Consider the following 13,540-nt stretch of genomic DNA (forward strand, 5'->3'; position numbering starts at 1 on the left):
TATGAAAGAATTCCTGATTGTGGACGGCTACAATATCATCGGAGCCTGGCCCGAGCTGAAGCAGCTGCGCGACCGCAGTCTGGAAGAGGCGAGAGACAGGCTCATCATCCTATTGGCGGAATATCAGTCTTTCTCCGGCGTAAAGGTATATCTGGTTTTTGACGCATACCAGGTTCCTGGACTGGGCAAAACTTATGTGCAGAGCAGACTCAGCGTTCTGTATACGAAAGAGAAGGAAACGGCTGACGAACTCATCGAGCGTCTCGTTACCCAACTGACCGGCCGGCGCCGTCAGATTTACGTGGCGACCTCCGATATGACCGAGCAGCATGTGATATTCGGCAAAGGCGCGCTTCGTCTGCCGGCTTCCGAACTTTTCGTCAAAATCAAACAGAGCCGCACGGAGGTCCGCAAACGTATCCGGGAAGAGGCCGAGAGCGGCCGAAACACCTTTGACAGCAAGCTAAATGAGGAAATGCGGGAGATCTTCGAGAAATGGAGACGGGGAAAGTAACATCAGACACTTTTGAAAAAGTCTGGAAAAAGAATGTCCGTTTGCATTGACGATGTAAGATTACATAATGTATACTTATCCTATCCTTTTTTAGCAAAATTGGTAGTTTTGCAGGCCGGAGGGATTGTTGGTGAGTGTCGACCTCAAAGAGCTTAGAATGACCGATTACGATCTCAAGACTGACGAAGACATCGTCGACGCTGTCCATTGCGGCAACAGCGACGCGCTCGAGTATCTGATCAACAAGTATCGCAATTTTGTGCGCGCTAAAGCCCGTTCGTATTTTCTTATCGGCGCTGACCGCGAAGATATCGTGCAAGAAGGCATGATCGGTTTATATAAATCGATTCGTGATTTCCGTGGAGACAAGCTATCGTCATTCAAAGCGTTTGCAGAGTTGTGCATTACGCGGCAGATCATTACGGCTATTAAAACGGCGACCCGCCAGAAGCATATCCCGCTTAACTCTTACGTTTCGCTGGACAAGCCTATCTACGACGAGGATTCGGACCGTACGCTGCTGGACGTTATTTGCGGCTCGAAGGTTACGGACCCTGAAGAACTGATTATCAATCAGGAAGAATTCAGCGGACTCGAAGACAAGATGGGCGAAATTCTGAGTGATCTGGAACGCCGTGTGCTTATGCTCTATTTGGATGGAAGATCTTATCAGGAAATTGCGGTGGATCTGGACCGGCACGTGAAGTCGATTGACAATGCGCTGCAGCGAGTCAAACGCAAGTTGGAGCGTTACTTGGAAGTACGCGATTTATAGATGAGGCACCCTTTCGGTGAATGGGTGTTTTTATTTTTGTCGCCAGTGGATGTTGGAAATACGCACGTTTAAGGGAATGTCGGCTGGTCGATAATGAGAAGAGAACCCGGGTCGGGAAAGGGTTTTTTGCTTTGCGCGGGGCAGGATGTTATCCTTGACACCCCATACCGGTTATGTTAAAGTATTGCAGGTAGCCCTATCGCTTTTTTTTGTGCGCAAAAAAGGGTATATCCTGATACGGGAGGTGTAACACATGCGAGTTGTTATGACGCTAGCTTGCACGAACTGCAAGCAACGGAACTATACTTCCAACAAGAACAAGCGTAACCATCCAGACCGTATGGAGTTCAAGAAATTCTGCAAATATTGCAATGAACATACCGCTCATCGCGAAACCAGATAGTCTGTGGAGGTGTAGTGCGTGGCTTTCTTAGCTAAAATGAAGCAGGGTTTCGGCTCCTCGTTCTCGTTTTTTACTGAAAGCTGGAGCGAACTGAAGAAGGTCAAGTGGCCAACACGCAAGGAAATGATCAGCTATACGACCGTTACCCTTGTGACGGTGGCTTTCGTGACTGTCTATTTTTTCTTGCTCGACCTGGGGATCTCTGAGTTGCTGCGGCTTGTCTTCAAATAAATTCAGGAACTAGGTGGCAAATATGGAAAAAAGATGGTATGTCGTTCATACCTATTCAGGTTACGAGAACAAAGTCAAAGCCAATTTGGAGAAGCGCGTTGAATCTATGGATATGGCGGACAAGATCTTCCGCGTACTCGTACCCATGGAGGAAGAGCTGGTAAACAAAGACGGCAAGAAGAAAACCGTCATGCGTAAAGTTTATCCCGGATACGTGCTCGTAGAGATGATTCAAACCGACGATTCCTGGTATGTTGTCCGCAACACGCCTGGTGTGACCGGCTTTGTAGGCTCCACGGGTTCCGGCTCTAAACCGACTCCGTTGCTTCCGGAAGAAGTCGAATCTATTCTGAAACATATGGGAATGGAAGAACCGAAACCGAAGATCGATTTCGATCTGAAGGAAACGGTTCGCGTGAAGGTAGGTCCTTTTGCGAATTTCGTCGGCACTGTCGAAGAAATTATTGCAGACAAAAGCAAGCTCAAGGTTCATGTCAATATGTTTGGTCGAGAGACTCCGCTGGAGCTTGAGTTCCATCAGGTGGAGAAACTGTAGACTGCATCGATTCAAATCCCTCTATTGAGGAAGTTTCTCTTGCGGAATCAGGTTGCTGATTCTGGCTGGTTCCTTAAGAAAAGCTTAGCCAGATCTGTTTCTTTCGCGGATGGGCTTTTGCTGGTGGGAGGGAAATGATCCCGTCGAACCACACTACGTGCAAGGAGGTGTCATCACACATGGCAAAAAAGGTAATTAAAATGGTGAAACTGCAGGTTCCTGCAGGGAAAGCGAATCCTGCTCCGCCAATCGGTCCTGCTCTGGGTCAAGCTGGCGTGAACATCATGGCTTTCTGTAAGGAGTTCAATGCTAAGACTGCTGATCAAGCGGGTCTGATCATTCCGGTTGTTATCACTGTATTCGAGGACCGTTCGTTCACATTCGAAACGAAAACGCCTCCGGCAGCCGTACTTCTTCGTATCGCAGCTGGCGTCGAAAAAGGTTCCGGCGAACCGAACAAGAAGAAAGTTGCAACGGTTAAGCGTGCGAAAGTTCGCGAAATCGCTGAAACGAAAATGCCTGACCTTAACGCTGCATCCGTAGAGGCTGCAATGCTGATGGTTGAAGGTACTGCTCGCAGCATGGGCATCACGATCGAAGACTAATTCGATTCGTAGGCTTCCCCGGGAAGCCGCAAAACAGTGGGAGGGCAATCCGTTACGACCACAGAGGAGGAATACAAATGGCTAAACACGGTAAGAAATATAACGAAGTGGCTAAGCAGGTTACTGCCGATGCACTTTATGAGCCGGCTGAAGCGATTGAGCTTGTTAAGAAAACAGCTCCGGCGAAATTTGATGAAACAGTTGATATTGCTGTTCGTCTTGGCGTTGACCCAAGAAAACAGGACCAGGCTGTCCGCGGCGTAGTTGTACTTCCGCACGGTACTGGTAAAACTAAGCGCGTCCTCGTATTCGCGAAAGGCGAAAAAGCTAAAGAAGCAGAAGCAGCTGGCGCTGATTTTGTAGGCGATCAGGATATGATCAACAAAATCCAGCAAGGTTGGTTCGAATTCGATGTTTGCGTAGCTACTCCTGACATGATGAGTGAAGTTGGTAAGCTCGGACGTCTGCTCGGTGGTAAAGGCCTTATGCCTAACCCTAAAGCAGGTACCGTAACTTTCGACGTTACCAAAGCTGTTCAAGAGATCAAAGCTGGTAAAATCGAGTACCGCCTGGATAAAGCAGGACAAATTCATGCTCCACTCGGCAAAGTATCTTTCGACGCTGACAAGCTCTCCGAGAACTTCAAAGCGCTGATCGACGCACTGCTCAGAGCGAAACCTGCCGCTGCTAAAGGTGTATACCTGAAGAGCGTTGCAATTTCCTCCACAATGGGCCCGAGCGTTCGCGTGAACCTTCAATCCTTCAGATAAGTTATTCTACGGTTGACATCTGCTGTCGAACGTGATAATATAACTGAGGTCGTTAGTTTAACAAACGAATATATAGACCGTAGACAGCAGGTGCCGATGGGAGCATCCCAAACAGCTTAATGTCCTGCCGAGGTGTTATGATATAAGTTCGGGTTATACCGGAAGTGTCATGCCTTCGTAGAGTCTACGAAGGCATTTCTTATGCTTAGGCTGCGGAAATGCTTGTAATAGATTCGGTGAAAACCAGATTGACAAGAAGTGAGGTGTACCTATGGCAAACGCAAAGATTTTAGCAGAAAAAGAGCAGATCGTATCCGACTTGTCGGACAAACTACGTGCAAGCTCCTGCACAATCGTAACGGACTATCGTGGTCTTAACGTTGCGCAAGTAACGGAACTTCGTAAACAACTACGTGAAGCAGGCGTAGAATTCCAAGTTCTTAAGAACTCGATGGTAAGACGTGCAACTGCTAACGCTGAGCTGACGGAACTGGATGCGCATCTGACAGGACCGACTGCTATCGCGTTCAGCAAAGAAGACGTTGTCGTTGCAGCGAAAATCCTTAACGACTTTGCTAAGAAAAACGAGAGCCTGAGCATTAAAGCGGGCGTTGTTGAAGGTAAAGTTGTGGATGTAACTCAAATCAAAGCGCTGGCAGACCTGCCTTCCCGCGAAGGTCTTCTGTCCATGCTCCTCAGCGTGCTTCAAGCACCTGTGCGCAACTTCGCTCTTGCAGTTAAAGCTGTGGCTGAAAAGCAAGAAAGCGGAGCGGAAGCTTAATTTTTACCCAAAAATCATTCAAATGAATATAATGGAGGTTTAACCATGAGTAACGAGCAAATCTTGGAAGCCATTAAAGGCATGACAGTTCTTGAACTGAACGATCTGGTTAAAGCAATCGAAGAAGAATTTGGCGTCACTGCTGCAGCTCCAGTTGCAGTAATGGGCGGCGCTGCTGGCGGTGCTGAAGCTGCTGAGCAATCCGAGTTCGACGTAATCCTGAACAACGCTGGTGCTTCCAAAATCAACGTTATCAAAGTTGTTCGCGAAATCACTGGTCTTGGTCTGAAAGAAGCAAAAGACCTGGTTGACAACGCACCGAAGCCTATCAAAGAAAAAGTAGGCAAAGAAGAAGCAGAAGCAGTAAAAGCAAAACTCGAAGAAGCTGGAGCTTCCATCGAAGTGAAATAATTTTGCTTTACACGAGAAACCTCTTGAAGCCTGGCTTCAAGAGGTTTCTTTTGAATTTATAGAGCTTTTTGCATGCGGTTCATGTAGAGCTCCATAATTCCGGGTATTCTAGGATAGGCAGAGTGACTTGAATACAAAGGAGCGATGGCAGTGACGGATCACTACTATACGCAAAAACCGACAGTGAAACACGATGTTCGGGAAATAGAGTTTCAAGTGGGGGATCGCAAGCTCCGATTGATGACGGACGCCGGCGTTTTTTCCAAAAGCGAGGTTGATTTTGGCAGCCGTCTGCTAATTGAAACCATGCTACTGCCGACAAAGGCTAGTATTTTGGATGTGGGCTGCGGATATGGACCGATCGGACTGAGTGCAGCTTTTAAATGCCCGGCCGGCCATGTAACGATGGTAGATATCAACGAAAGGGCTATCGAACTTTCACGGCAAAACGCGGAGTGCAACGGGATCCGGAATGTTTCCGTATTTCAAAGCGATAAGCTGGAGGCCGTACAGGCGAAAAAATTCGATGTAGTGCTGACGAATCCGCCGATACGGGCTGGCAAACAAACCGTGCATGCCATTTTTGAGCAGGCTTACGAGTGTCTGAATCCCGAAGGGGCTTTGTGGGTGGTTATTCAGAAGAAACAAGGATCGCCGTCGGCATTGGCTAAGATGGAAGAGCTTTTCGGAGAGGCTGACGAGGTTGCCAAAGATAAAGGCTACCGCATATTACGGGCCTTTAGGAAATAGTCAAGTGTTTAAGAAAAAAGTTTGACTTGACAATCCCGATATGGTATCATTAAAAAATGTCAGTATTAAGATGGGCTTGATGTCTTTCGTTTAAGAAAATGTCAAGCATTTTTTTTGGAGAGAAATGAATAAAATTTCAAACGTTGAGTATAATGTTGAAATTTTAGGAAATTCTAACAAAATAGTAGTACTAGTCATAATGATGCGGATCAACAAGAAAAACCTCCATCCATTGCAGTCGCTTCTTCGGACGGGCTCTCTGACAAGATCGGAGATGTCCAACCTTAGCGTGCGCCCGGCTTAGACGCCCTTCCTTAAGGGGGTGCCACCACACAAGACGGCGCCGCCTGAAGTGTACGTCGATAGAAGTTTTTCTTATTTATTTTTATGAACTGAGTAGACTTAAGGGGTGAATGAAGTTGGCGGGACATCTTGTTCAATTTGGACGACGCAAACGCAGGACTTATGCTCGAATTAATGAGGTGCTGGACATCCCCAACCTGATTGAAATTCAACAAAAATCATACGAATGGTTTTTGGATGAAGGATTGCGGGAGATGTTTTTAGATATCTCACCGATTCAGGATTTTACGGGAAATCTAGTGCTTGAGTTTATTGACTACAGCTTAGGAGAGCCTAAGTATTCCGTGGACGAATCCAAAGAGCGGGACGTAACCTACGCTGCACCGCTTCGGGTGAAGGTACGTCTGATCAATAAGGAAACCGGAGAAGTAAAGGAACAGGAAGTGTTCATGGGCGATTTCCCGATCATGACCGAAACCGGAACCTTTATTATTAACGGTGCTGAACGTGTAATTGTCTCCCAGCTCGTTCGTTCTCCTAGCGTCTATTATAGCACTAAAGTGGATAAGAACGGTAAAAAGACTTACACGGCTACGGTTATTCCTAACCGGGGAGCTTGGCTGGAATTAGAGACGGATGCGAAAGATATCATTTATGTGAGAATCGACCGCACACGTAAAATTCCGGTTACCGTTCTTCTGCGTGCACTTGGATTCGGAACCGATGCCGAGATTCTTGATCTTCTTGGCGACAATGAATATATACGTAATACGCTCGACAAAGACAACACCGATTCAACGGACAAAGCGCTGATTGAAATTTATGAGCGTCTACGCCCGGGTGAGCCTCCGACATTGGATAATGCAAGAAGCCTGCTTGTAGCGCGTTTCTTCGATCCGAAGCGGTACGATCTCGCAAACGTGGGCCGGTACAAAATCAATAAAAAGCTTCATATTAAGAACCGCTTGTTCAACCAGCGTCTTGCCGAGACTCTTGCCGATCCGGAAACAGGCGAAATCGTTGCAGAAGCAGGTCAACTGCTTGACCGCCGTCTGCTTGACGAAGTGCTGCCTTTCTTGGAGAAGAAGATCGGATTTAAAGATTACTCCGTTCCTAACGGAGTTGCCGGAGAAGAGATCATTCCGGTTCAAACTATCGATGTGTACTCCCCGATCGAAGACGGTAAAGTAGTCAAGGTAATTTCTAACGCTGTCATTGACAAGTCCGTTAAGAACATTACACCGGCCGATATCATTTCGTCCATTAACTACTTTATAAACCTTCTTCACGGAATCGGAAACACGGATGATATCGATCATCTCGGTAACCGTCGTCTCCGCTCTGTTGGGGAACTGCTTCAGAATCAGTTCCGTATCGGTTTGTCCCGTATGGAACGTGTGGTTCGTGAGCGTATGTCCATTCAGGATGCAAACGTCATTACACCACAGGCTCTGATCAACATACGTCCGGTTATTGCCGCGATTAAAGAGTTCTTCGGAAGCTCCCAACTATCGCAGTTTATGGACCAGACCAACCCGTTGGCTGAACTGACGCACAAACGTCGTCTGTCCGCATTGGGTCCCGGTGGTTTGACGCGTGAACGCGCGGGCTTTGAAGTCCGTGACGTCCATCACTCCCACTATGGCCGGATGTGTCCGATTGAAACGCCGGAGGGTCCGAACATCGGGTTGATCAACTCCTTGTCCACCTTCGCGCGGATCAACGAGTACGGCTTTATTGAGGCTCCTTACCGCCACGTGGATCCGAAGACCGGTGTGGTCACGGAAGAAATCGTGTATATGACAGCGGATGAAGAGGATAACTATGTCGTTGCTCAAGCGAATGCGGAACTTTCGGAAGAAGGAACATTCGTCAATGACAGTGTTATCGTTCGTTATAAAGATGATATCTTGACTTTGCCTAAAGAACGCGTTGACTACATGGACGTTTCTCCGAAGCAGGTCGTATCGGTTGCGACCGCATTGATTCCGTTCTTGGAAAATGATGACTCCAACCGTGCTCTCATGGGTTCGAACATGCAGCGTCAAGCTGTTCCGCTTCTTATTCCTAAGGCCCCGCTTGTTGGTACCGGGATGGAGCATAAGTCGGCTAAAGACTCCGGTGTTTGTATTGTTGCCAAACATGACGGAATTATTGAAAAAGTTGCCGGAAACGAAATCTGGCTGCGCCGCCAGGAACTGGTGGACGGCAAGTTAGTGAATGGCAATCTCGTCAAACATAAGCTTCATAAGTTTATGCGTTCCAACCAAGGTACGTGTATCAACCAGCGTCCGATCGTTCAAAAGGGCCAGCTTGTTAAAGCAGGCGATATCCTTGCCGATGGTCCTTCGACGGAACAGGGTGAACTGGCTCTTGGCCGTAACGTAGTCGTGGCCTTCATGACGTGGGAAGGTTACAACTATGAGGATGCGATCCTTCTGAGCGAAAGACTTGTGAAAGAAGATGTGTATACTTCCATTCACATCGAAGAATACGAGTCCGAAGCCCGGGATACGAAGCTCGGTCCGGAAGAGATTACTCGCGACATTCCGAATGTCGGCGAAGATGCTCTGAAGAACCTCGACGAGCGCGGAATTATCCGCGTCGGTGCCGAAATCGGCGCAGGCGACATTCTGGTCGGTAAAGTAACGCCGAAAGGCGTGACGGAGCTGACGGCAGAAGAACGTCTCCTGCATGCGATCTTTGGTGAGAAGGCGCGTGAAGTAAGAGACACCTCCCTGCGTGTTCCTCACGGAACCGACGGTATCGTCGTAGACGTGAAAGTATTTACACGCGAGAACGGCGACGAACTGCCTCCGGGCGTTAACCAGCTCGTTCGTGTCTACATTGCCCAGAAGCGTAAAATCTCCGAGGGTGATAAAATGGCCGGACGTCACGGTAACAAAGGGGTTATCGCGCGTATCCTCCCTGAGGAAGATATGCCGTTCATGCCGGACGGAACGCCTGTAGAAGTCGTACTGAACCCGTTGGGCGTACCTTCGCGTATGAACATCGGTCAAGTACTGGAAGTCCATTTGGGTATGGCCTCCAGAGCGCTCGGTATCCACGTGGCCACGCCGGTATTCGACGGAGCTCGCGAGTACGACGTGTTTGATACGATGGAAGAAGCCGGCATGCAGCGTAACGGTAAAACCAAGCTTTATGACGGCCGCACAGGCGATGCTTTTGAACGCGAAGTTACCGTTGGCGTCATGTACATGATTAAACTGGCGCACATGGTCGACGATAAAATCCACGCCCGTTCCACAGGTCCGTACTCTCTCGTTACACAACAGCCTCTGGGCGGTAAAGCGCAGTTCGGCGGACAGCGTTTCGGGGAGATGGAAGTGTGGGCCCTAGAGGCCTACGGCGCGGCTTACACGCTGCAGGAAATCCTGACCGTGAAGTCCGATGACGTGGTTGGACGTGTTAAAACGTACGAATCTATCGTCAAAGGCGAGAACGTGCCGGAGCCGGGTGTTCCGGAATCGTTTAAAGTATTGATCAAAGAGCTTCAAAGCTTAGGTATGGACGTTAAAATCCTGTCCGGCGACGAAGAGGAAATCGAGATGAAAGAACTCGATGATGAGGAAGATACGACCAGTGACAAGCTTAATCTGAACCTTGAAGGGACAGAAATTGGAGTCGAATAGCTGCAACTGATAGAGGAAAGGCGGACATAGCAGTCCGCCTCCTTCCCATAACTAGCACATTCTAAGGAGGGTTGCTCCTTGTTGGACGTAAACAACTTCGAATTTATGAAAATTGGATTGGCCTCACCTGAGAAGATCCGTTCGTGGTCCCGTGGGGAAGTCAAAAAACCGGAAACCATCAACTACAGAACCTTAAAACCGGAGAAAGAGGGTTTGTTCTGCGAGAAGATTTTCGGACCGACGAAAGACTGGGAGTGTCACTGCGGTAAATACAAGCGTGTGCGTTACAAAGGTGTCGTTTGTGACCGCTGCGGCGTTGAAGTAACGCGTCAGAAGGTTCGCCGCGAACGTATGGGACACATTGAGCTTGCCGCTCCCGTATCCCACATCTGGTATTTCAAAGGTATTCCTAGCCGCATGGGTCTTGCTTTGGATATGTCTCCTCGTTCCCTTGAAGAGATTATTTACTTTGCATCCTATGTGGTAACGGACCCTGGAGATACGCCTCTTGAGAAGAAGCAGCTCCTGTCCGAAAAAGAATACCGCAGCTACCGCGAAAAATACGGATATGCTTTCCAGGCAGGTATGGGAGCCGAGGCGGTTAAGAAACTTCTGCAGGATATCGACATCGATAAAGATGTGGAATCCTTAAAAGAAGAACTCAAAACCGCTCAAGGTCAACGCCGCAACCGGGCGATTAAACGCCTGGAAGTTATGGAAGCTTTCCGCAATTCGAAAAACCGTCCGGACTGGATGGTTCTTGATGTGCTGCCGGTTATTCCTCCGGAACTTCGCCCGATGGTTCAGCTTGACGGCGGACGTTTTGCGACTTCCGACCTTAACGACCTGTATCGCCGAGTTATTAACCGTAACAACCGTCTGAAGCGTCTGCTCGACCTGGGCGCTCCGGATATTATCGTTCAGAACGAGAAGCGTATGCTTCAAGAAGCCGTAGACGCTCTGATCGATAACGGCCGCCGCGGCCGTCCGGTAACGGGTCCCGGTAACCGTCCGCTTAAATCTCTCAGCCACATGCTGAAAGGTAAGCAGGGCCGTTTCCGTCAGAACTTGCTCGGTAAACGTGTCGACTACTCCGGCCGTTCCGTTATCGTTGTAGGTCCGAGTCTCAAAATGTACCAATGCGGTCTGCCTAAAGAGATGGCATTGGAACTGTTCAAGCCTTTCGTTATGAAAGAGCTGGTGAACAAAGGTCTTGCCCATAACATCAAAAGCGCGAAACGCAAGGTAGAACGCGTTAGCCCCGAAGTTTGGGATGTCCTTGAAGAAGTGATTAAGGAGCATCCGGTTCTTCTGAACCGTGCCCCTACACTGCATAGATTGGGTATCCAAGCGTTCGAACCGATTCTGGTCGAAGGACGCGCCATCAAGCTCCATCCGCTCGTATGTACGGCTTACAACGCCGACTTCGACGGTGACCAAATGGCCGTTCACGTGCCGCTTTCCGCTGAAGCGCAGGCTGAAGCACGGCTTCTCATGCTTGCGGCAGGAAACATTCTTAACCCGAAAGACGGTAAGCCGGTCGTAACTCCATCGCAGGATATGGTTCTGGGAAGCTTCTATCTGACTACGGACAACAAGTATGGTCGCGGTGCGAACCTGATCTTCCGTTCCGTAAACGAAGCCGTTTCCGCTTATCAGAACGGGACTGCCGAGCTGCATGCACGCGTAGCTATCCCTGCTAAGGTTCTGAACAAAAAGAACTTTACGGAAGCCCAGCAGAATGCCTTTCTGATTACGACCGTCGGTAAAATCATCTTTAATGAGATTTTCCCGGATGACTTCCCGTACATCAACGATGCGACTAAAGCGAATCTTCTTAACGGCCCATCCGATGACTATTTCGTATTTGAAAAAGGCTCCAACATTCGTGCCAGAATGGAAGAGCTGCCGGAAGCGAAAGCGGTCGGTAAAGACTACCTCGGTTCGATTATTGCCGAGTGCTTCCGTAATTACCATACGACTAAAACGTCGGTTATTCTCGACAAGATCAAAGAACTCGGCTTCACATACTCCACTAAAGCCGGTATTACGGTTGCCGTGGCGGATGTTGTGGTACCTAACGAGAAGAAGAAGATCCTCGAAGATTCCGAAGAGAAGGTACGCACGGTAACGAATCAATACCGCCGTGGTCTTATTACCGACGACGAGCGTTATGACCGTGTTATCGCGATCTGGAGTAAAACGAAGGATGAAATCACGGATATCCTGATGAAATCCCTCGACAAATATAATTCCATCAATATGATGGTGGAATCCAAAGCACGGGGTAATAAATCGCAAATCACTCAGCTTGGCGGTATGCGTGGTCTGATGGCCAACCCGTCTGGTAAAATCATCGAGTTGCCGATTAAATCGAACTTCCGTGAAGGTCTTACCGTCTTGGAATACTTTATTTCCACGCACGGTGCCCGTAAAGGTCTTGCCGATACGGCCCTTCGTACAGCGGATTCGGGTTACCTGACTCGCCGTCTCGTTGACGTAGCCCAGGACGTTATCGTTCGTGAAGATGACTGCGGAACGGATAAAGGATTCATCGTCAGCAAAATTCAGGATGGTAAAGAGGTTATCGAAGACCTGTTTGACCGTATTGAAGGCCGCTATGCGTTTGAAACGATTCGTCACCCGGAGACGGGCGAAGTTATCGTAAACCGCAATGAGCTGATTGAAGCCAACATTGCGAATACGATCATTGATGCGAATATTGAACGTCTTCAAATTCGTTCCGTACTCAGCTGCCGTTCCCGTCACGGGGTCTGTAAGAAGTGTTACGGACGTAACCTGGCGACTGGCCAGCACGTTGAAATCGGAGAAGCTGTCGGTATTATCGCGGCTCAATCCATCGGTGAGCCGGGAACCCAGCTTACGATGCGTACGTTCCATACCGGGGGCGTAGCCGGAGACGATATCACGCAAGGTCTTCCGCGTATTCAGGAGCTTTTCGAAGCCCGGAATCCGAAAGGTCAAGCGATTATCTCCGAAATCGACGGCCTCGTCAAAGAAATCCGCGAAGCCAAGGATCGCCGTGAGATTGAAGTTCAGGGCGAAGCCGAGTCCCGTGTATACGCGGTACCATACGGTTCCCGTGTAAGAGCGATTGTCGGGCAGACAATCGAAGCCGGGGATGAACTGACCGAAGGTTCGATCGATCCGAAGGAAATGCTTCGTATCAAAGGTATCCGCGGCGTTCAAAACTACATTCTTCAAGAGGTTCAGCGCGTTTACCGGAACCAGGGTGTAGAAATTAACGATAAGCACGTCGAAGTTATGATTCGTCAAATGCTTCGCAAAATTCGTATCGTTGACGCCGGTGACACTACGCTTCTGCCGGGTTCCTTCGTAGACATGCATGAATATGAAGAAGCGAACAGAGTGGCTTTGTTTGCGGATAAAGAGCCTGCCGTAGCCAAGCCGATTCTTCTCGGGATTACGAAAGCGTCACTGGAGACGGATTCCTTCCTCTCCGCGGCATCGTTCCAGGAGACAACTCGCGTATTGACAGATGCCGCTATTAAAGGCAAAGTCGATCAGCTGCTCGGTCTCAAAGAGAATGTTATCATCGGTAAGCTGATTCCTGCAGGTACGGGTATGACCCGCTACCGGAACATTCGGGTCGTAGATCCGAACCAGGAACCGGCTGAAGAAGAAAATACAGAAAAAGAAGCGGTATCCGTTGAATAAACGGAGCTGATTCGGCAAAAAAATGCCCGTCTCCCGAGAATTTATAAAAAAATTCAAAAGAGACGGGTAATATTCTTGACACTACCTCG

12 protein-coding genes and 1 other annotated feature are annotated in these 13,540 nt (G+C 48.8%); all 12 genes read left to right on the forward strand.

Annotation, left to right across the window (positions count from 1 at the left end):
* The first annotated feature begins 1 nt into the window (after position 1).
* The 12 genes from AC58P5_RS27030 (at position 2) to rpoC (ending at position 13,451) form a co-directional block, all read left to right on the forward strand.
* Positions 2-514, forward strand: a complete 513-nt coding sequence (locus tag AC58P5_RS27030; RefSeq protein WP_497392098.1) for an NYN domain-containing protein — start codon at positions 2-4, stop codon at positions 512-514.
* A 130-nt stretch (positions 515-644) separates the two neighbouring features.
* Positions 645-1,289, forward strand: a complete 645-nt coding sequence (gene sigH / locus AC58P5_RS27035; protein WP_009674492.1) for an RNA polymerase sporulation sigma factor SigH — start codon at positions 645-647, stop codon at positions 1,287-1,289.
* A 253-nt stretch (positions 1,290-1,542) separates the two neighbouring features.
* Entirely contained in the window at positions 1,543-1,692 is a 150-nt protein-coding gene (gene rpmG, locus AC58P5_RS27040) for a 50S ribosomal protein L33 (RefSeq protein ID WP_082211310.1), read from the forward strand.
* Between the two features lie 18 nt (positions 1,693-1,710).
* Positions 1,711-1,923 (forward strand): preprotein translocase subunit SecE, encoded by a 213-nt coding sequence (gene secE, locus AC58P5_RS27045; protein WP_103998021.1) that lies wholly within the window; start codon positions 1,711-1,713, stop codon positions 1,921-1,923.
* A 22-nt stretch (positions 1,924-1,945) separates the two neighbouring features.
* Positions 1,946-2,479 (forward strand): transcription termination/antitermination protein NusG, encoded by a 534-nt coding sequence (nusG, locus tag AC58P5_RS27050; RefSeq protein ID WP_009674510.1) that lies wholly within the window; start codon positions 1,946-1,948, stop codon positions 2,477-2,479.
* 179 nt (positions 2,480-2,658) lie between these two features.
* A complete protein-coding gene (rplK, locus tag AC58P5_RS27055) occupies positions 2,659-3,084 on the forward strand; it encodes a 50S ribosomal protein L11 (protein WP_103998020.1) in 426 nt (141 codons plus the stop codon).
* Positions 3,085-3,161: 77 nt separating this feature from the next.
* Entirely contained in the window at positions 3,162-3,854 is a 693-nt protein-coding gene (gene rplA / locus AC58P5_RS27060; protein ID WP_497392101.1) for a 50S ribosomal protein L1, read from the forward strand.
* A gap of 59 nt (positions 3,855-3,913) precedes the next feature.
* Positions 3,914-4,063, forward strand: a sequence feature (ribosomal protein L10 leader region).
* A 62-nt stretch (positions 4,064-4,125) separates the two neighbouring features.
* Positions 4,126-4,635: a 50S ribosomal protein L10 gene (gene rplJ / locus AC58P5_RS27065; protein WP_497392103.1), complete on the forward strand. Its 510-nt coding sequence runs from the start codon at positions 4,126-4,128 to the stop codon at positions 4,633-4,635.
* A gap of 45 nt (positions 4,636-4,680) precedes the next feature.
* Positions 4,681-5,046, forward strand: a complete 366-nt coding sequence (rplL, locus tag AC58P5_RS27070) for a 50S ribosomal protein L7/L12 (RefSeq protein WP_009674515.1) — start codon at positions 4,681-4,683, stop codon at positions 5,044-5,046.
* A 150-nt stretch (positions 5,047-5,196) separates the two neighbouring features.
* Entirely contained in the window at positions 5,197-5,796 is a 600-nt protein-coding gene (locus AC58P5_RS27075; protein ID WP_497392105.1) for a class I SAM-dependent methyltransferase, read from the forward strand.
* A gap of 419 nt (positions 5,797-6,215) precedes the next feature.
* Positions 6,216-9,752 carry a DNA-directed RNA polymerase subunit beta gene (gene rpoB, locus AC58P5_RS27080; RefSeq protein WP_497392107.1) on the forward strand — a complete coding sequence of 1,179 codons (3,537 nt, stop codon included), beginning with the start codon at positions 6,216-6,218 and terminating at the stop codon, positions 9,750-9,752.
* Positions 9,753-9,830: 78 nt separating this feature from the next.
* The gene (rpoC, locus tag AC58P5_RS27085; protein WP_497392109.1) at positions 9,831-13,451 is read left to right on the forward strand and encodes a DNA-directed RNA polymerase subunit beta'; all 3,621 of its coding nucleotides are present in this window, start codon (positions 9,831-9,833) and stop codon (positions 13,449-13,451) included.
* The last annotated feature ends 89 nt before the right edge of the window (positions 13,452-13,540 follow it).

Source organism: Paenibacillus sp. JT31N7, assembly GCF_059692095.1.

Bases quoted from the DNA above. Each gene is read 5' to 3' on its own strand.
- rplK (WP_103998020.1), top strand. From the start codon at position 2,659: ATGGCAAAAAAGGTAATTAAAATGGTGAAACTGCAGGTTCCTGCAGGG.
- AC58P5_RS27030 (WP_497392098.1), top strand. From the start codon at position 2: ATGAAAGAATTCCTGATTGTGGACGGCTACAATATCATCGGAGCCTGG.
- nusG (WP_009674510.1), top strand. From the start codon at position 1,946: ATGGAAAAAAGATGGTATGTCGTTCATACCTATTCAGGTTACGAGAAC.
- rplJ (WP_497392103.1), top strand. From the start codon at position 4,126: ATGGCAAACGCAAAGATTTTAGCAGAAAAAGAGCAGATCGTATCCGAC.
- rpmG (WP_082211310.1), top strand. From the start codon at position 1,543: ATGCGAGTTGTTATGACGCTAGCTTGCACGAACTGCAAGCAACGGAAC.
- rplL (WP_009674515.1), top strand. From the start codon at position 4,681: ATGAGTAACGAGCAAATCTTGGAAGCCATTAAAGGCATGACAGTTCTT.
- rplA (WP_497392101.1), top strand. From the start codon at position 3,162: ATGGCTAAACACGGTAAGAAATATAACGAAGTGGCTAAGCAGGTTACT.